At 74.3% G+C, this 16,849-nt stretch carries 17 protein-coding genes and 3 tRNA genes; 13 read left to right on the forward strand and 7 right to left on the reverse strand.

The window, feature by feature from the left end; genetic code table 11:
* A partial coding sequence (locus CBZ_RS11900; RefSeq protein ID WP_130781758.1) for an FHA domain-containing protein occupies window positions 1-477 on the forward strand: 477 nt, incomplete at its 5' end.
* Between the two features lie 218 nt (window positions 478-695).
* A complete protein-coding gene (locus tag CBZ_RS11905) occupies window positions 696-1,460 on the forward strand; it encodes a PP2C family protein-serine/threonine phosphatase (protein WP_130781759.1) in 765 nt (254 codons plus the stop codon).
* A gap of 25 nt (window positions 1,461-1,485) precedes the next feature.
* On the opposite strand, the gene rarD is transcribed toward CBZ_RS11905, so the two are convergent.
* Window positions 1,486-2,436, reverse strand: a complete 951-nt coding sequence (rarD, locus tag CBZ_RS11910; RefSeq protein WP_373862170.1) for an EamA family transporter RarD — start codon at window positions 2,434-2,436, stop codon at window positions 1,486-1,488.
* Window positions 2,437-2,665: 229 nt separating this feature from the next.
* Here rarD and CBZ_RS11915 point away from each other — a divergent pair, with 229 nt between their 5' ends.
* Window positions 2,666-4,051: an FAD-dependent oxidoreductase gene (locus CBZ_RS11915; RefSeq protein WP_130781760.1), complete on the forward strand. Its 1,386-nt coding sequence runs from the start codon at window positions 2,666-2,668 to the stop codon at window positions 4,049-4,051.
* 189 nt (window positions 4,052-4,240) lie between these two features.
* Here CBZ_RS11915 and CBZ_RS11920 read toward each other — a convergent pair whose 3' ends face one another.
* Genes CBZ_RS11920 through CBZ_RS11930 form a run of 3 tightly spaced genes read right to left on the reverse strand, consistent with a single transcriptional unit; the run spans window position 4,241 to window position 6,790 of the window.
* Window positions 4,241-4,981, reverse strand: coding sequence for an amino acid ABC transporter ATP-binding protein (locus CBZ_RS11920; RefSeq protein ID WP_130781761.1), 741 nt, complete (start codon window positions 4,979-4,981; stop codon window positions 4,241-4,243).
* A 41-nt stretch (window positions 4,982-5,022) separates the two neighbouring features.
* Window positions 5,023-5,910 carry an amino acid ABC transporter permease gene (locus CBZ_RS11925; protein WP_130781762.1) on the reverse strand — a complete coding sequence of 296 codons (888 nt, stop codon included), beginning with the start codon at window positions 5,908-5,910 and terminating at the stop codon, window positions 5,023-5,025.
* 28 nt (window positions 5,911-5,938) lie between these two features.
* Window positions 5,939-6,790, reverse strand: coding sequence for an ABC transporter substrate-binding protein (locus tag CBZ_RS11930; protein ID WP_130781763.1), 852 nt, complete (start codon window positions 6,788-6,790; stop codon window positions 5,939-5,941).
* A 154-nt stretch (window positions 6,791-6,944) separates the two neighbouring features.
* On the opposite strand from CBZ_RS11930, the gene htpX reads away from it, so the two are divergent.
* Both htpX and CBZ_RS11940 read left to right on the forward strand, forming a co-directional pair.
* Window positions 6,945-7,829, forward strand: a complete 885-nt coding sequence (gene htpX, locus CBZ_RS11935; RefSeq protein WP_130781764.1) for a zinc metalloprotease HtpX — start codon at window positions 6,945-6,947, stop codon at window positions 7,827-7,829.
* Window positions 7,830-8,034: 205 nt separating this feature from the next.
* Window positions 8,035-9,201: an FAD-dependent oxidoreductase gene (locus CBZ_RS11940; RefSeq protein WP_165446755.1), complete on the forward strand. Its 1,167-nt coding sequence runs from the start codon at window positions 8,035-8,037 to the stop codon at window positions 9,199-9,201.
* A 141-nt stretch (window positions 9,202-9,342) separates the two neighbouring features.
* On the opposite strand, the gene CBZ_RS11945 is transcribed toward CBZ_RS11940, so the two are convergent.
* Window positions 9,343-9,840: a YajQ family cyclic di-GMP-binding protein gene (locus CBZ_RS11945; protein WP_130781766.1), complete on the reverse strand. Its 498-nt coding sequence runs from the start codon at window positions 9,838-9,840 to the stop codon at window positions 9,343-9,345.
* A 178-nt stretch (window positions 9,841-10,018) separates the two neighbouring features.
* On the opposite strand from CBZ_RS11945, the gene CBZ_RS11950 reads away from it, so the two are divergent.
* Window positions 10,019-10,100 (forward strand) — tRNA-Tyr (locus tag CBZ_RS11950).
* Window positions 10,101-10,201: 101 nt separating this feature from the next.
* On the opposite strand, the gene CBZ_RS11955 is transcribed toward CBZ_RS11950, so the two are convergent.
* Entirely contained in the window at window positions 10,202-10,663 is a 462-nt protein-coding gene (locus tag CBZ_RS11955; RefSeq protein ID WP_130781767.1) for a hypothetical protein, read from the reverse strand.
* A gap of 194 nt (window positions 10,664-10,857) precedes the next feature.
* Here CBZ_RS11955 and CBZ_RS11960 point away from each other — a divergent pair.
* From CBZ_RS11960 to CBZ_RS11985, 6 genes are all read left to right on the forward strand, one after another.
* Window positions 10,858-10,930, forward strand: a tRNA-Thr gene (locus CBZ_RS11960).
* 70 nt (window positions 10,931-11,000) lie between these two features.
* Window positions 11,001-11,074: transfer RNA gene (locus tag CBZ_RS11965), tRNA-Met, on the forward strand.
* A gap of 88 nt (window positions 11,075-11,162) precedes the next feature.
* Window positions 11,163-11,333, forward strand: a complete 171-nt coding sequence (gene rpmG / locus CBZ_RS11970) for a 50S ribosomal protein L33 (protein ID WP_013770136.1) — start codon at window positions 11,163-11,165, stop codon at window positions 11,331-11,333.
* A gap of 113 nt (window positions 11,334-11,446) precedes the next feature.
* Window positions 11,447-11,896: an FAS1-like dehydratase domain-containing protein gene (locus CBZ_RS11975; protein ID WP_130781768.1), complete on the forward strand. Its 450-nt coding sequence runs from the start codon at window positions 11,447-11,449 to the stop codon at window positions 11,894-11,896.
* On the forward strand, window positions 11,893-12,318 hold the full coding sequence (locus CBZ_RS11980) for a MaoC/PaaZ C-terminal domain-containing protein (protein WP_130781769.1): 426 nt from the start codon (window positions 11,893-11,895) through the stop codon (window positions 12,316-12,318). The genes CBZ_RS11975 and CBZ_RS11980 overlap by 4 nt, the downstream gene beginning before the upstream one ends.
* Before the next feature lie 266 nt (window positions 12,319-12,584).
* A complete protein-coding gene (locus CBZ_RS11985; RefSeq protein ID WP_130781770.1) occupies window positions 12,585-14,009 on the forward strand; it encodes a Tat pathway signal sequence domain protein in 1,425 nt (474 codons plus the stop codon).
* A 53-nt stretch (window positions 14,010-14,062) separates the two neighbouring features.
* Here the strand turns inward: CBZ_RS11985 and CBZ_RS11990 are convergent, their stop codons facing one another.
* Window positions 14,063-15,148 (reverse strand): LacI family DNA-binding transcriptional regulator, encoded by a 1,086-nt coding sequence (locus tag CBZ_RS11990; protein WP_373862171.1) that lies wholly within the window; start codon window positions 15,146-15,148, stop codon window positions 14,063-14,065.
* Window positions 15,149-15,446: 298 nt separating this feature from the next.
* On the opposite strand from CBZ_RS11990, the gene CBZ_RS11995 reads away from it, so the two are divergent.
* Window positions 15,447-16,849: MFS transporter (locus tag CBZ_RS11995; protein WP_246013313.1), on the forward strand; the 1,403-nt coding region annotated here is incomplete at its 3' end.

Below are 16,849 nucleotides of genomic sequence, written 5' to 3' on the forward strand. Positions count from 1 at the left end.
GGCGCCGAGCCTGCGCCGACGGGCGACGCGACCGCCGCCGACGGCACGACGGGCCGCCCGGCCGACCCTCTCGGCGACCTCGCGCACACGCGGCTGCGCCCGCCGCCGCCCGCATCGCCGCCGGCGGCCGCCTCGCGACCGACGACGACGGGTGTCCGCCTGGTGTTCGACACGGGCGAGCGGGTCGACGTCGCGGGCGACGGCCTCGTGGGTCGCGCGCCGGCACCGGAGGACGGGGTCGTGCACGTCGTCGCGGTCGCCGACCCGCAGCGGTCGGTCTCGAAGGTGCACCTCGCGTTCGGCCCGGACGACGAGCCGTGGCGGGTGTGGGTGCGGGACCGTGGCTCGACGAACGGGACGGCGCTGGTCGCGCCGGACGGCACGGTCGCCGCGCTGACCCCCGGTGCGAGGGCCGTCGTCGAGGCGGGCTGGACCATCCGGTACGGCAAGCGCAGCATCCGCGTCGAGGCCCGCTGACCGTCCGTCGGCCGGGTCGGGGCGGCGACCGGCCGACGCCGGCTGTCCCCGCTCGCCCGCGCGACCGGCCGACGGTCGTCGTCCCGGCACGGACCTCGGGTCCCGCGGTCGGTCGCCGGCCCGTAGCATGAGCGCCGGCCGCCGCGTGCACCCGCACCGCGGACGGCCGGCCCGGGCAGAGTCGTCCGGGCAGGGAACGAGCCTGCTGTGAGGTGGTCGTGACGGCGCCGTCGGACGAGTCGGTCCAGCCGGCCGTGCGGGGTGTCCGCGTCGACGTCGGGGTCGCGTCGGACCAGGGGCGCCGCGACGGCAACGAGGACGCGGTGCTGGCCTCGGGGGGCGTCTACGTCGTCGCGGACGGCATGGGCGGGCACGACGCGGGCGAGGTCGCGAGCGGCACCGCGGTGGAGGTCCTCGGCGCGCTCGTCGGCACGACGCCGGACGTCGACGAGGTGACCCGGACGCTGCGGGACGCCCACGAGCGGGTGCGGGACCTGCCGTCGGGGTCCTACCGCCGCCCGGGGACGACGGTCACGGGAGTCGTGCTGACGGAGCACGAGGGCGTGCCGTGCTGGGTGGTCCTCAACGTGGGGGACTCGCGGACCTACCGCATGGTGGGGGGTGTCCTCGAGCAGGTCACGACGGACCACTCGGAGATCGCGGAGCTCGTGCGCAGCGGGCTGGTGCCCCTCGACGCGGCGGCCCGTCACCCGCGGCGGCACGTGGTCACGCGGGTGCTGGGCGGCGGTGCGACGGTCGTCGAGCCGGACGTGTGGCTCCTCGCGGTCAGCCCGGGCGACCGGATGCTGGTGTGCTCCGACGGTCTGACGGACGAGCTGACGGACGCGCGGATCGAGGCGGAGCTGCGGGCGGCGGACGGCGCGCAGGAGGCGGCGGACCGCCTGGTCGCGGCGGCGCTGGCGGCGGGCGGCCACGACAACGTCACCGTGGTGGTCGTGGACGCGTCGACCCGCCGTCGCTGAGTCCCGGGCGAGAGTCCGGCAGGGGTCAGCGCGCGGCGCGGACGTGCAGGCGGGTGCGGACCCCGTCGACGCCCAGCAGGACGAGCGCGACCCACACGAGCGCGAACCCCCACCAGCGGGCGACGGGCATCTGCTCGTGCAGGACGACGACGCCGATGACGAGCTGGAGCACCGGGGCGAGGTACTGCAGGAGCCCGAGGACGCTGAGCGGGATGCGTCGGGCGGCGGTGTTGAACAGGAGCAGGGGGATCGCGGTGACGATCCCGGAGGAGACGAGCGCGACGGCGTGCCAGGCGCCGTAGGCGGCGAACGTCCCGGTGCCGGTGACCCCGAGGACGACGAGGTAGCCGAGCGCGAGGGGTGCGAGGACGAGCGTCTCGGCGGCGAGCCCGGGCAGGGCACCGACGCTGCGGCCGACGCGGTTCTTGATGAGCCCGTAGAACCCGAAGCTGAACGCGAGGCTGAGCGCGATCCAGGGGAGCTGGCCGTACCCGGCGGTGATGACGACGACGGCGAGGGCGCCGCTGCCGAGGGCGACCCACTGCAGCGGGCGGAGCCGTTCGCGCAGGACGAGCACGGCGAGGCCGACGGTGACGAGCGGGTTGATGAAGTAGCCGAGGGCGGCGTCGACGACGCGGTCGGTGAGGATCCCGAAGACGAACACGAGCCAGTTGACGGCGAGCAGGACGGCGGCGGCGGACAGCAGCCCGAGGGTGCGGCGGTCGCGCAGCGCGGCGACGAGCCCGGACCAGGTGCGGGTGACGAGCAGCAGCAGGACGCAGAAGACGAGCGACCAGACGACGCGGTTGGCGATGATCTCGACGGCGCCGGCGGGTTCGAGCAGCGGGAAGTACAGGGGCAGGACGCCCCAGAGCACGTAGGCGGCGACACCGGCGGCGAGCCCCCCGCGGGCGGCGTCGGCGTGGGGGGAGGCGTCCACGGAGACGGTGGGGAGCGGGTCGGGTGTCCGGGGCACGCGTCCGAGCCTAGGGCGGTGGCCCCCTAGCGCGTTCCCGGACGCGTGTCTTGCATCATGGACCGAAAGTCCGCATCGTGAAACGGGAAAGGCGACCCTCACCCCCGGTCCTAGACTGGACGCCGCACGGCCGCGTCGGCATGCCCGCTGCGTCCCGGAACGTCCAGCACCCGGACCACCCTGTCCGTGGCGCGGACGACCGCTCCCCGATCGGAAGGCGAACCGTCCCGTGAGCACCCCGACCCTGCGCGTCGCCGTCGTCGGCGCCGGACCGGCCGGCATCTACGCCGCCGACATCCTGTCGAAGACGGACCTCGACGTCAGCATCGACCTGTTCGAGCGCCTCCCCGCGCCGTTCGGCCTGGTGCGCTACGGCGTCGCCCCCGACCACCCGCGCATCAAGCAGATCATCGTCGCGCTGCACAAGGTCCTCGAGCGCGGCGACATCCGCCTCCTCGCGAACGTCGACTACGGCACCGACCTCAAGCTCGACGACCTGCGGCAGTACTACGACGCCGTGATCTTCTCCACGGGCTCCATCCGCGACGCGGCGCTGCCCGTGCCCGGCGTGGACCTCGACGGCTCGTACGGCGCCGCGGACTTCGTCTCCTGGTACGACGGCCACCCCGACGTGCCGCGCACCTGGCCGCTGCACCACGAGCAGGTCGCGGTCATCGGCGCCGGGAACGTCGCGCTCGACGTCGCCCGCGTCCTGGCCAAGCACGCCGACGACCTGCTGCCCACCGAGGTCCCGGCCAACGTCTACGACATCCTCAAGACGTCGCCCGTCACCGACGTGCACGTCTTCGCCCGCCGCGGCCCGGCCCAGGTGAAGTTCTCCCCGCTGGAGCTGCGCGAGCTCGGCCACGTGCCGGACGTCGACGTCATCGTCTACCCCGAGGACTTCGAGTTCGACGAGGGCTCGATGGCCGCGATCCACTCCTCGAACCAGACCAAGCAGGTCGTCAAGACCCTCACGGACTGGACGCTCAAGGAGCCCGAGGAGCTCACGGCCAGCCGCCGGATCCACCTGCACTTCCTGCACAAGCCCGTCGAGATCCTCGGCGAGGACGGCAAGGTCGTCGGCATCCGCACCGAGCGCACCGCGCTCAACGGCGACGGCAACGTCACCGGCACCGGCCAGACGCACGACTGGCCCGTCCAGGCCGTCTACCGCGCCGTGGGCTACTTCGGTTCGCCGCTCGTCGACATCCCGTTCGACGACGTCGCCGGGGTGATCCCCAACCGCGAGGGACGGGTCGTGGACGTCGACGGCGAGCACCTGCCGGGCGTGTACGCCACCGGCTGGATCAAGCGCGGCCCGGTCGGCCTCATCGGCCACACCAAGTCCGACGCGTCGGAGACGATCCGCCACCTCGGCGAGGACGTCGCGGCCGGCGGCGACGCGTTCTACACGGCGACGGACCGCGAGCCGAAGGCCGTCGACGAGTTCCTCGCCGCGCGTGGCGTCGACGTCATCACGTGGACCGGCTGGGAGCTGCTCGACGCCTACGAGCGGTCGCTCGGCGCGCCGCACGGGCGCGAGCGCGTCAAGCTCGTCCCGCGCGAGGAGATGGTCGCGATCTCGCTGGGCCGCGAGCTCCCGCAGGCCTGACCCGGAACGTCACGAGGCCCCGGTGCGCACGTCGCACCGGGGCTTCGTCGCATCGTCCTGGCCGTCGCGTGGTCTCGACGGTCGCGTGGTCTCGACGGTCGCGTGGTCTCGACGGTCGCGTGGTCTCGACCGTCGCGGCGTCCCGCCGGCCCGGCGTCACCCGCGCTCGCGCCGCTGCGCCGCTCGCCGTCAGGCGTGCAGCCGACGCAGGAACTCCCGCGTCCGCTCCTGCTGCGGGTCGCCGAGAACCTGCTCGGCCGTGCCGCGCTCGTGCACGCGCCCCGCGTGCAGGAAGCACACCTCGTCGGCGACCTCGCGCGCGAACCCCATCTCGTGCGTCGCGACGACCATGGTCAGGCCGGTCGACTTGAGCTCGACGAGCAGGTCGAGGACCTCCCCGACGAGCTCCGGGTCGAGCGCGCTGGTGACCTCGTCGAGCAGCATCACCGCGGGCCTGCCGAGCAGGGCGCGCGCGATCGCGACGCGTTGCTGCTGACCGCCCGACAGCTCGTCGGGGAACGCGCGCGCCTTGTCGGCCAGGCCGACGCGCTCCAGCACCGCGAGGGCCTCCGCCTCCGCCTGCGCCCGTGGCGTGCGGTGCACGAGGCGCGGGGCGAGCGTCACGTTGTCGAGGACCCGCAGGTGCGGGAACAGGTTGTACGACTGGAACACCATGCCGATGCGGGCGCGCACCGCGTTCGCGTCGAGCCGCGGGTCGGTGATGTCCTGGCCCTCGAGCTCGATGACGCCGTCGTCGACGTCCTCGAGCAGGTCGACGCAGCGCAGCAGCGTGGACTTGCCCGACCCGGATGCGCCGATGAGGACGACGACCCGGTGGGCCTCGACGTCGAGCGACAGGTCGTCGAGCACGACGTGCGGCCCGAAGGACTTGCGCAGCCCGCGCACGCGCAGCAGCGGCGTCTCCGTCACCGGCTCCGTCACCCGCCCCGCGCCCGTCGCGCCCGGCGCGCTCACCGCAGCGCCCCGGCGCCCGCGAGCCCGCTCTGCGCGCCCAGCCAGCCGGACCGGCGGGCGAGGGCGTCCGTGAACCGGGTCAGGGGGATCGTCAGGGCGACGAACAGCACCCCGGCGACGACGTACGGCGTGAAGTTCGCGTAGCGCGCGGTCTCGATCTGCGCGGCGCGCACCGCGTCGATCGCGCCGAGGATCGAGATGAGCCCCGAGTCCTTCGACAGGGCCACGAGGTCGTTGAGCAGCGGCGGCACGACCCGACGCACGGCCTGCGGCAGCACGACGTGACGCATCGCCTGGCCGCGCGAGAGCCCGAGCGACCGGGCGGCCGCGACCTGCGACGGGTGGACCGACTCGATGCCGGCACGGAAGACCTCGGCCACGTACGCCGAGTACGTGAGCACCAGTGCGAGTCCGCCGAGGACGACCGCCGACGTCGGGATGCCCTGCAGCCGCAGGCCGGGCAGGCCGAAGCCCACGAGCAGCAGGACGAGGATGAGCGGCAGGCCGCGGAACACGTCGACGTAGCCCGTCGCGAGCGCGCGCAGCGGGAAGAACACGGGCCCGCGCAGCGTCCGGGCCAGGGCGAGCGCCAGCGCGACGACGACGATGAGCACCGCGCTCACCGCCATCACGCGGATGTTCAGCCAGAGCCCGTCGAGCACCGCGGGCAGCGACGCCCGGGCGACGTCGGCGTCGAAGAACGAGGCCTTGACCCGCGGCCACCCGGGCGACGACACGAGGCCGAGCACGGCGACGGCCGTGAGCGCGACGGTCGAGACGACGGCGACGGCCGTCGAGCGGCGCGCCCGCGAGCGCCGGTAGGCGTCGCGGTCGCGCTGGTGCTCCGAGGGCTGCCAGGCCGCCGTCGTCGGCGCGGTCGTCACGACCGGACCGTCGGCGTCGTCGCAGGCGTCACTTGAGGACCGGGGCGCCTGCGGCGTCCGTCAGCCACTGCGCCTCGAGCTCGGCGAGCGTGCCGTCCTCGCGCAGCGCGTCGACCGCGGCCGTCACGTCGGCCGTGAGGGGGCTGCCGAGGTCGAGCACGAGGCCGAGCTGGTCGCCGCCCGCGCTGTCGGGCAGCTGTCCGACCAGGACGCCGCCGTCGAGCTCCGCGGCCGTGATGTACAGCGCGGTCGGCAGGTCGACGACGATCGCGTCGACGAGCCCGGACGTCAGGGCCTGCTTCACCTGGTCGTTGTCGTTGAACGGGGACACGGGCGTCGTCGGGGCGATCGACTCCTGCGCGGCCGTGAGGCTCGTCGTGCCGACCATCGCGCCGATCCGCAGGCCCTTCAGGTCCGCGAGCGTCGTCGCGTCGGCGGCGGGGCTGCCCTCGAGCGTGACGACGGCCTGCGTCGTCACGTAGTACGGCGAGGAGAAGTCGAGCGCGGCCTTGCGCTCGTCGCTGATCGAGACCTGGTTGACCGCGAAGTCGAAGTCCTTCGCGCCCGGCGCGATGATCTGGTCGAAGCTCGCGACGGTCCACTCGACGTGGTCGGCGTCGAAGCCGAGCTGCTCCGCGACGGCGTACGCGACGGCCGACTCGAAGCCCTCGCCGTTCGTCGGGTCGTTGTCGACGACCCACGGCTCGTAGGCGGGGTCGGACGTCGCGATCGTCAGGACACTGTCGGTGACGGTCGGCAGTGCGCCGTCGGTGCCGGTCGAGGCGGCCCCGGCGGGCTCGTCCTCCACGGGGGCGCACGCCGCGAGGGCGAGGGTCACGGTGACGACGGCGGTCAGGGCGGTCCAGCGGGAGGTGCGCATGACGGGCTCCGGGGCGTGGGTCGGGGTGCTCGGTGTGTGCTGGGTGCGTCGTCGGCGTCGTCGGCGGGACGTGAGCACAGAATACGAGGGAACCTGCAGGCGGGGGCCGACGTTGGTCGGGGAGCGGGACGGCGGAAGGATCGGGTGCACGGCGATGGGTCACCAGCACTTCAACGGGCTCAAGACGGCGGCGCTGTTCGGCGCGATGTGGGCGGTGCTCCTCGGCATCGGCTGGCTGCTGGGCGGCGGCACCCCGAAGTTCCTGCTGATCTTCGCGGGCCTCGGCCTGGTCATGACGGCGTACTCGTACTGGAACTCCGACAAGATCGCGATCCGCGCGATGCGGGCGCGGCCGGTGAGCGAGATCGAGCAGCCGGTGATGTACCGGATCGTGCGTGAGCTCTCGACACAGGCCCGCCAGCCGATGCCGCGCCTGTACGTGTCGCCGACCGCCGCGCCGAACGCGTTCGCGACGGGCCGCAACCCGCAGAACGCGGCGGTGTGCTGCACCGAGGGGATCCTGCACATCCTCGACGAGCGCGAGCTGCGGGGAGTCCTCGGGCACGAGCTCATGCACGTCTACAACCGCGACATCCTCACGTCGTCGGTCGCGGCGGCGGTCGCGGGCGTCATCACGTCGCTGGCGCAGTTCGCGCTGTTCTTCGGGGGCGGGAGCGACCGGGACCGCGGCGGGAACCCGATCGCGGGTCTGCTGCTCGCGCTGCTCGCCCCGCTGGCGGCGACGCTCATCCAGCTCGCGATCAGCCGCACGCGCGAGTACGACGCCGACGAGGACGGCGCGCGGCTCACGGGCGACCCGCTGGCGCTCGCGTCCGCCCTGCGCAAGCTCGAGGCGGGGACGAAGGCTCGCCCCCTGCCGCAGGACCGTGAGCTCGTCGACGTCTCGCACCTGATGATCGCCAACCCGTTCACGGGCCAGGGCCTGGCGCGCATGTTCGCGACGCATCCGCCGATGACGGAGCGGATCGCGCGGCTCGAGGCGCAGGCGGGCACGACGGGCGGGATCACGCGGTACTGACGCCGGGCAGGCTCGCGAGCGCGGGCCGTGTCGCCGGTCCCGGACGCGTGCTGCGGCCGGGCGGGCGTGCGCCGGGCCGGGGGAGGCGCCGCGTTGTGCTGACCGGGCCGATCTCTGCTCGCGGACACGCGTGCCGGCAAACCGGGACGAATCCCTAGAATCCCCCCGCGACGGGGCACGGCGCCCTGCTCGGGGAGGGGGTCTCGTGGCGCAGGACGAGTACGACGTCGTGGTCGTGGGGGCAGGAGCCACCGGTGCGGCGACGGCGTGGGCGCTGGCCCGGCGGGGCCGCCGGGTGCTGCTGCTCGACGGTGCGCCGGAGGAGACCGGGGCAGATGCCGGACCGGGGCGGGACGTCGTCCGTCCGGGGCACGCCGATCTCGCGCGGTGCCGGCTCGCGCTGCTCAGCCACCAGTGGTGGAACCTCCTGGAGCACGAGGCGGGCGTGCGGCTCGTCGAACCGACGGGGTGCGTCGAGCACGGCCCGGTCGGTGCGCTGCGGCCACTCGTCGAGACGCTCCTCGTCACGTCCGTGCCGTTCGAGTACCTCACGGGCCCCGAGGCCGAGCTCCGCTGGCCGGGCATGCGGTTCGACGACCGTGCCGTCGTGCAGCCCGCCGCCGGGGTCGCGGACGCCGCCGCGACGCTCGCGGCCCTGCGCGGCCAGGCGCTCGCGCACGGTGCGCACGTGCGCTTCGACGCACCGGTCGCGCGCGTCGAGCAGGGAGACCACGCGGCACGCGTGCACCTCGCGGACGGCGCGTCGGTCGACGCCCGGGTCGTCGTCACGTGCGCGGGAGCCGCGACCGCCGCCCTGCTCGACGGGGTCGTGCGGCTGCCGGAACCGGTCGTCGTCCGGGAGACCCGGCTGCGCACGGACGCACTGGAAGCGCTCTCAGGGACGTCGTGGCCGGCGTTCGTGCACCGCGCCGACCCCGTCGCGCACCGCTCAGCGCGGGGCGAGCGCGGTCCCGACGCGGGCTACCCGGCGCTGAGCGTGCGAGGCGAGCCCGCGGGGGCGGACCTGACGATCGTGCACCGGGCCGAGCCCTGCGCCGACGCGACGCCCACCGACGGGTTCGCCGACCTGCTCGCCGCCTACGCCCGGCAGTGCCTGCCGGGCGTGTCCGTCGACGCGGCGACCCCGTCGGTCACCGAGCGGCTCGGCGGCCCCGTGGTCCTCGACCGCGTCGGGCACGTCGTCGTCGGTGTCGGGCTCGGGGTGCACGGCGTCGCCCTCGCGCCCGGGGCGGGCCAGGTGCTCGCCGACCTCGCGGAGGACGCGCTGGGGATCCCGCGCCAGGTCGGCACCGACGAGGACGACCTCGACCGCAGCCGGTTCTCGCTGGCCGCGCTGGGCGCGGTGGTCTGACCGCGAGGGGTGAGCCCGTCCGCCCTCGGCGGGTGAGGCCGCGCACGGCCACGAGCGGCCTGCCACGACAGGCGCGTCCGGGACGGCCACGACCGGCGGCTCGGGTCCTCCCGCTCGCCGCCGGTCGTGCCCGTGTCCGGGTCAGCGGTAGTTGACGAACTGCAGGGCGGCGTCGACGTCGGCGCCCTTGAGCAGCGCGATGACGGCCTGCAGGTCGTCGCGGCTCTTCGCCGAGACGCGCAGCTCGTCGCCCTGGATCTGCGTCTTGACGGTCTTGGGGCCCTCGTCGCGCACGATCTTCGCGAGCTTCTTCGCGACCTCGGTGCTGAGCCCCTCCTGGATCGACCCGGCGAGGCGGTACTCCTTGCCGGAGGGCTTCGGCTCGCCGTCGCCCGTGTCGAACGCCTTGAGCGAGATCCCGCGCTTGATGAGCTTGGACTGGAAGACGTCGAGGACCGCCAGGACGCGCTCGCTGGAGTTGGCGACCATGAGGATCGACTCGCCGCTCCAGGCGATCGACGCGCCCACGCCCTTGAAGTCGTAGCGCTGGGCGATCTCCTTCGCCGCCTGGTTGAGGGCGTTGTCGACCTCCTGGCGGTCGACCTTGCTGACGACGTCGAACGACGACTCGCTCGCCATGTGCTCTCCTCCTGCCGCCCCGGGCTCCGCCGGGGCTCGTCGATCGCCGGGGCCCTGGGGATCCCGGCCGTGCTCCGGGGCCGTTTCGTCAGCAGCGCCCGGGTGTTGCTATCCTTCCACCCGCACGCCGCTCGCGGTGGCCGGCCTCCGGGCCGACCCTCGACGGCGGGCTGACCCTGGCGGGTTACCCGAGTGGCCAAAGGGGGCTGACTGTAAATCAGCTGGCAACGCCTACGGGGGTTCGAATCCCTCACCCGCCACAGCGCACGAGAGCCCGGACCATCGCGGTCCGGGCTCTCGTCGTTCGGGGGAGCGGGCGTCGGGGCCGGGCGGGTGCCGGGCGTCGCGCGCGGGGTGCGGGTCAGGACGCCGCGGTGCAGGTGTAGGTGCCCTCGGTGACGGCGATGGTCGCGTCGCCCTCGTAGAGGGTGTCGAACATGCCGGCCTCTTCGGCGGAGGTGAACGCGACGCCGACGCCGAGGGGGTCGGCGAAGCCGGTGAGGCCGCCCAGCCGCTCCTCGGCGCCGCTCTGGCACGCGGGGTCCCAGGGGAGCGTCGTGTAGCCCGCGGCGGCGAGCGCGTCGATGTTCGGCTGCAGCTTCTCCGGGCCCTCAGCGGTGTCGGCGATGCCGGTCCAGACGACCCAGAACGCCTCGCCGGCGGCTGCGGGGTCGATCGCGGTGGGCCACGCGATCGTGGGGGCGCTGCCGTCGCCGCCGTCGGGGGTGGTGGTGTCGTCGGCGGAGCCGGTGCACGCGGCGGTGCCGAGGGTGACCGCGGCGGCGAGCACGAGTGCGGCGGCGGTGCGGGGTGACTGGCGCATGGCCGGGATCCTCACATGGGACATTCCGCCCAGGCGACGAGATGAATCCTTTAGGCAGCGACGCGCGCCGAGAGTCTCGCGGCGACGTCCGGGCTGGTCCGGGACCCAGGAGGGGGCCGCGACGGGCGTCCAAACGGGCCAGACCGGGGCCGATTTCGCAGGCGGGCACTCGCCCGTGTAACCTTGCTCGCGCTGCCCCGATAGCTCAGTCGGCAGAGCGTCTCCATGGTAAGGAGAAGGTCAAGGGTTCGATTCCCTTTCGGGGCTCTGTGGTGTGTTCTGGTCCTGTGGTGCGCGGTGACGAGCCGCGAAGCGCAGGACCAGGGCTCACCGCCCAGGCGGGGTAGCTCAGGTGGTTAGAGCACACGGCTCATAATCGTGGTGTCGCGGGTTCGAGTCCCGCTCCCGCTACCGCCGGTTTTTCGATAGGTGACGCGTCGGCCGGCGCGTCGCGAACACGCAGATCGCAGGCGCCGTCCAGGCGCGAGGAGACAAGACCATGGCCAGCAAGAGCGCGGACGTCCGCCCGAAGATCACGCTCGCCTGCACGGAGTGCAAGGAGCGGAACTACATCACGAAGAAGAACCGGCGGAACGACCCCGACCGGCTCGAGATGAAGAAGTTCTGCCCGCGGGACAACCGTCACACGGTCCACCGCGAGACCCGCTGAGCCGGGCCCCTCGGGGCCGCGAGACTCCAGGCACGCCCCCGGCCCCGCCGGTGGGCGTGCTTGTGCGTTGAGGACCTGACACGGTCGAGGAACGACGACAGGGGAGCACGCCGATGCCGGTCGACACCGGGTACGCCGGGCGCGAGTACGCGCCGAACGCACCGTACGAGGTGGGACGCGAGAGGCTGCGCGAGTTCGCCGCCGCCGTGGGTGCCACGCACCCCGCGCACACCGACCCCGAGGCGGCCCGCGCGCTCGGGCATCCCGACGTCCTCGCGCCGCCGACGTTCGCCGTGGTCGTCGCCCAGCGTGCCGAGGCGCAGCTCTTCGAGGACCCCGCCGCGGGCATCGACTTCAGCCGCGTCGTGCACGCCGACGAGCGCTTCACGCACCACCGCCCGATCCACGCGGGCGACCGTCTCGTGACGGTCCTGCACGTCGACTCGATCGTCGAGCGGGCCGGGCTCGCCATGATCACGACCCGGGCGGAGATCGCGACCGAGGACGGCGAGGCTGTCACCACCGTCGTCTCGACGCTCGCCGTCCGCGGGGAGGACGCATGACCAGGCCCGTCGTCGCCGACCTGACCGTCGGCCAGGAGCTCGCCCGCCGCGAGGTCACCGTCGACCGTGCCCGCCTGGTCCGCTACGCGGGCGCGAGCGGCGACTTCAACCCGATCCACTGGAACGACCGGGTCGCGACGGCCGTCGGCCTGCCCGGCGTCATCGCGCACGGCATGTGGACGATGGGCGCCGCGTCGAGCGTCGTCGTCGACTGGGCGGGCGACCCCGGTGCCGTCGTCGACTACCAGGTGCGGTTCACGCGCCCGGTGCCGGTGCCTGACCCGGGTGCCGCGACCGTCGAGGTCGTCGCGGTCGCGGGCGTCGTGGACGTCGAGGCGGGGACCGTGCGGGTCGACCTCACGGTGAGCGTCGACGGTGCGCGCGTGCTCGGCAAGGCGCAGGCGGTCGTCCGCCTGTCCTGACCCCTGGCCGGCTGCCGTGCGCACCTCGACGGGGTGTGCGGCACCGGCCGTCGGCGTGCCCGCACGTGGGCGGTCGGGTGAGGTCCGCGTTCGTCGTTGACTCGTGACACCAGTGCCGTTGACTCGTGACAACGGCGGGACATCGTTGTCGCAGTCCTACGGTCGAAGCGATACGTCCAACTTCTTCCTTTCCGCCCGGGACGTCCCTACCGTGGACCCCGGCCGCATCGTCGCGGCCTCTCGTCGCCCACAGAGGAGATGCACCGATGCAGCACTCGACGACGGAGTCAGGGGCGCGCGTCTCGCGCCGGACCTTCCTCGCACTGACCGGGGCGGGGGTCGCCGCCGGCTGGGCGGTCGCCACCGCACCCGGTGCGGCCGCCGCCGGCCCGCTCCCGTCCACCCTGGCCGCCGGCGGGGGGCACGCCCACGGCCCGTCCGCGCAGCGCGCCGCCGTCGCCTTCCTGCAGTCCGCCACCGACGCCTACCCGACGCTCAACACCGGCCCGCGGCTCGCCCAGAGCTACGCCGACGAGCTCGGCCTGTTCAGCACCGCGTTCGTCTACGACAGCGCGCTCGCGGTCATCGCGCTGCTCGCCGACGGCCGCCGTGCCAGCGAGCAGACCGCGCGTGCGATCGGCGACGGCCTGCTGTACGCGCAGGACCACGACCCCGGCCACACCGACGGACGTCTGCGGCAGGGCTACAACGTCGGGCCGTACACCTTCTACGACGGCAACCCCCAGCCGTACGGGTTCGTGCTGCCCGACGGCGCCGCGAACATCGGCTGGCAGTTCGGCTTCCTCGGCACGGCCGTCGGCGACATGGCCTGGCCGGGGATCGCGCTGCTGCAGCTCTGGGCGCGCACCCGCGACCGCCGCTACCTGGCCGGTGCCGTCCGGATCGGTGAGTGGATCACGACGAACACGTGGCGGACGACGGGCCTCGGCGGCTTCTCGTTCGGCGTCAACGGCGCGAACGCGCCCGTCCCGAACGGCTCGACCGAGCACAACATCGACTGCGTCGCGTTCTTCGGGATGCTGCGCAAGGCGACCCGTGACAACAGCTGGAAGGCCGCGGCCGAGCATGCGCGCGCGTTCGTCGACCTCATGTGGGAGCCGTCGCAGGGCTTCTTCTGGACCGGGACGAACGACGGCGTCGAGATCAACCGCGCCCCGGTGCCGCTCGACACCGTGACCTGGGCGTGGCTCGCGACCCGCGACCGGACGTTCAAGCGCGGGCTCGACTGGGCCGGATCGGCGCTCGCCGTGACCGACGACGCGGCCGCCGCGACGTCGCAGCTGCCCGACGGGGAGACGCTCTCGGGCGTCACGTTCAGCACCGCGAGCCTCACGTCGACGGCGCAGTACAACGGCATCACGGTGCACCCGCAGGGGGTGTGGCTCGAGGGCACCGGGCAGCTCGCGACGGCGCTGATCGACCGCGGGGGACGTGGCGACAAGCAGTCGGCGGACCGGCTGCTGGGTCAGGTGCGGCACGCGCAGGACGTCCTCGGCGTCGGTCAGCACCTGGGCGGCGCGGTCGTCGACGGCGGTGTCGTCGCGGCGTCGAGCCTGCTCGACACCGGGTTCGGCTTCGGCTACTTCCAGGTGCAGCACGTCGGCGCGACGTCGTGGTTCGTCTACGCCGCGACGCGGAGCAACCCGCTGGACTGGCTGCGCCGCAGCTGACCCGCAGGGCCCGTCCCGGTCGCTCTCGGCGGAGAGGGTGACCGGGACGGCGCTCAGGCGGGGACGGGGCCCGTGGTCGTGCCGATGCGCAGGGTGACGGGCAGCTCGCGGTACGGCGGCGTCTCGCCCGCGAGCAGGTCCTCGACCGCGTGGGCCACGGCGGCGCCCTTCTCGGCGAGCGGCTGGACGACGGTCGTGAGGACGTCGGGTGCGAGCCACGGCAGGTCGAGGCCGTCGAAGCCCGCGACGGACACGTCCTGCGGGACGCGCAGCCCGAGCTCGCGGGCGGCGAGCACGACGCCCGACGCGAGCAGGTCGGACTGGCACACGACGGCGGTCGGCCGGTCGTCGCCGGACAGCAGCGAGAACCCGGCGGCCTTGCCGTGCTCGACGAGCGAGGCCGGCGTCTCGTGCACCGCGACGGGCACGACGCCCGTGTCGGTGACTCCGGCGAGGCGGCGGCGCGTGATCTCCCAGTCGATGGCCGACAGGCGGTCGGCGTCGACGAGCCCCTCGCGCCGGCTGCGGTCGAACGGGAGCGTGACCACCGCGATCCGCTCGTGCCCGAGGTCGAGCAGGTGGCGGGTCGCCTGGCTCATGCCGTTGCGGTCGTCGATGCCGACGGTGGTGACGCCCTCCTCGCGGCGGCCCTCGACGACGACCGTGGGCGTGCCGCGGCGCTGCAGCGCGGTGAGCGCGTCGTCGTCGCTCGTGCCGCCCCACATGAGCACCGCGACGTCCATCGCCGCGGACTCGACGAGCGGGTCGACGGGCGGTTCGCTCGGGTCGCTGGGGCCGGGGATGAGCAGCACGCCGAGCCCGAGCGGGCCGAGCGTGCCGACGAGACCGTCGAGGACCTGCACGGAGACCGGGTCGCGGAACGAGCGCTTGAGCGCGTCGCCGACGACGACCCCGACGATGCCGGACCGGCCGCGGCGCAGCTGGCGGCCGAGCGGGTTGGGCCCCGAGTAGTCGAGCTCGAGCGCGGCGTCGAGGACGCGCTGCCGGGTGGCGGCGGCGATCGGCCCCGCGCCGGAGAACGCGAGCGACGCGGTCGAGACGGAGACCTTCGCGGCCGCGGCGACGTCCGCCAGGGTCGGTCGATGGCGGGGCAGGGGTCCACCTCCGGTTCGGCGCACCCTGTCCGTCGCGGGCCCGTCGCCGGCGCGGCGGCGGGCCGTGGGAGGGGCGGCGAGGGCACGACGCGCGGGTGCGCGCGTGTGTTGACGCGACCGCCAGCGTACCCGCAGAATGTGGCGAACCCTCAAATCGATTCGATCGTCCCGGCGGCGCGTGAATCGAATCGATTCGAGCGGCAGCGGCCCTGGCCGCTCAGCAGGTCAGCAGTCGCACGACCGCCGCCGTGCACCGCCGCGCCGCACCGCCACGGCGTGCACCCCCCGAACCCCAGCCCGACCCGCGTCCCCGGAGCAGTCCGTGCCCACACCCGCCCCCACCGGGCGCCCCGTCCTCGTCCCACCGGCCGTCACCCGGGCCCGCTGGCTCCTCATGGGGCTGTTCGCCCTCGCCGGCATCACGTTCTCCAGCTGGCTCGCCCGCATCCCCGCGGTGCGCGACGCCCTCGACCTCAGCACCACCGACCTCGGCGGCATGCTGCTCGTCGGCTCGCTCGGCGCGCTGCTCACCGTCACGCTCGCGGGCGTCGTCGTGCAGCGCTTCGGCAGCCGCACCGGCATCGTCGCGTCCACCGCGGTCCTCGCCGTCGGGTACGTCCTCATGGGTGTCGGCCCCGCCGTCGGGTCCCGCACGGTCCTGGCCGTCGGCATCTTCCTCAACGGCGTCGCCATCGCGCTCGGCAACGTCCCGCTCAACGTCGAGTCGAGCCGCGTCGAGCGCGCCATGGGACGCACCGTCATCCCGCAGTTCCACGCCGCGTTCTCGATCGGTGCTGTCACCGGGTCGGGGCTCGGTGCCGTCGCCTCGGCCGTCGGCGTCCCCGTCGTCACGCAGTTCGCCGTCGTCGCGGCCCTCACCGTCGCGTGGCGGCTCGCGTCGCTGCGCGGCGTCGTCCTCGACGCGGCCCCGGGCGACCGTCCGCTCACGACGTCCGCCGTGCCGGACGTCCCCGCCCACGAGGCCGCGACGACCGGCACCGGACCGCGGGCCGCGACGGGAGGGCGCGCCGGGCGACGCCGCCGGATCCCCACCGCGCTCGACTCCTGGCGCGAGCCCCGCACGCTCCTCATCGGCGTCGTCATCATGGCCGCCGCCCTCTCCGAGGGCTCCGCGAACGACTGGCTCTCGCTCGCGGTCGTCGACGGCTTCGGACGCAGCGAGGCCGTCGGCGGTGCGATGCTCGGCGTCTTCGTCGGCGCGATGACCGTCGTCCGCCTGCTCGGGACCCGCCTCATCGACCGGTACGGCCGCGTGGTCGTCCTGCGCGTGTCGGGCGTCGTGTCCCTCGCGGGCCTGCTGCTGTTCGGGTTCGCGCCGACGCTCGAGCTCGCCGGGCTCGGCATCGTCGGGTGGGGCTTCGGCGCCGCCCTCGCCGTGCCCGTCGGCATCGCGGCAGCCTCCGACGACCCGCTGAGGTCCGCCGGGCGCGTCGCCGTCGTCTCGTCGTTCTCGTCGATCGCGTCGCTCGCCGCACCGCCGCTGCTCGGCCTGGCCGCGGAGTCGATGGGCGCCCGGCACGCGCTCGTGCTCATCGGCGTCGCGATGGTCGCCAGCGTCAGCCTCGCGGGCCGCGTCGCGCCGGAGCACCCGTCGGCCGCGCCGCGGACCCCGGCGAGCGTGCCGGACCCCGTGCCCGAGCACGCGGCCGACCCCACCCCGGCGGGCGTGCCGACCCTCGCCCTCGCGGGACCCGACCGCCTGCC

Source organism: Cellulomonas biazotea, from assembly GCF_004306155.1.
GTDB lineage: Bacteria > Actinomycetota > Actinomycetes > Actinomycetales > Cellulomonadaceae > Cellulomonas > Cellulomonas biazotea.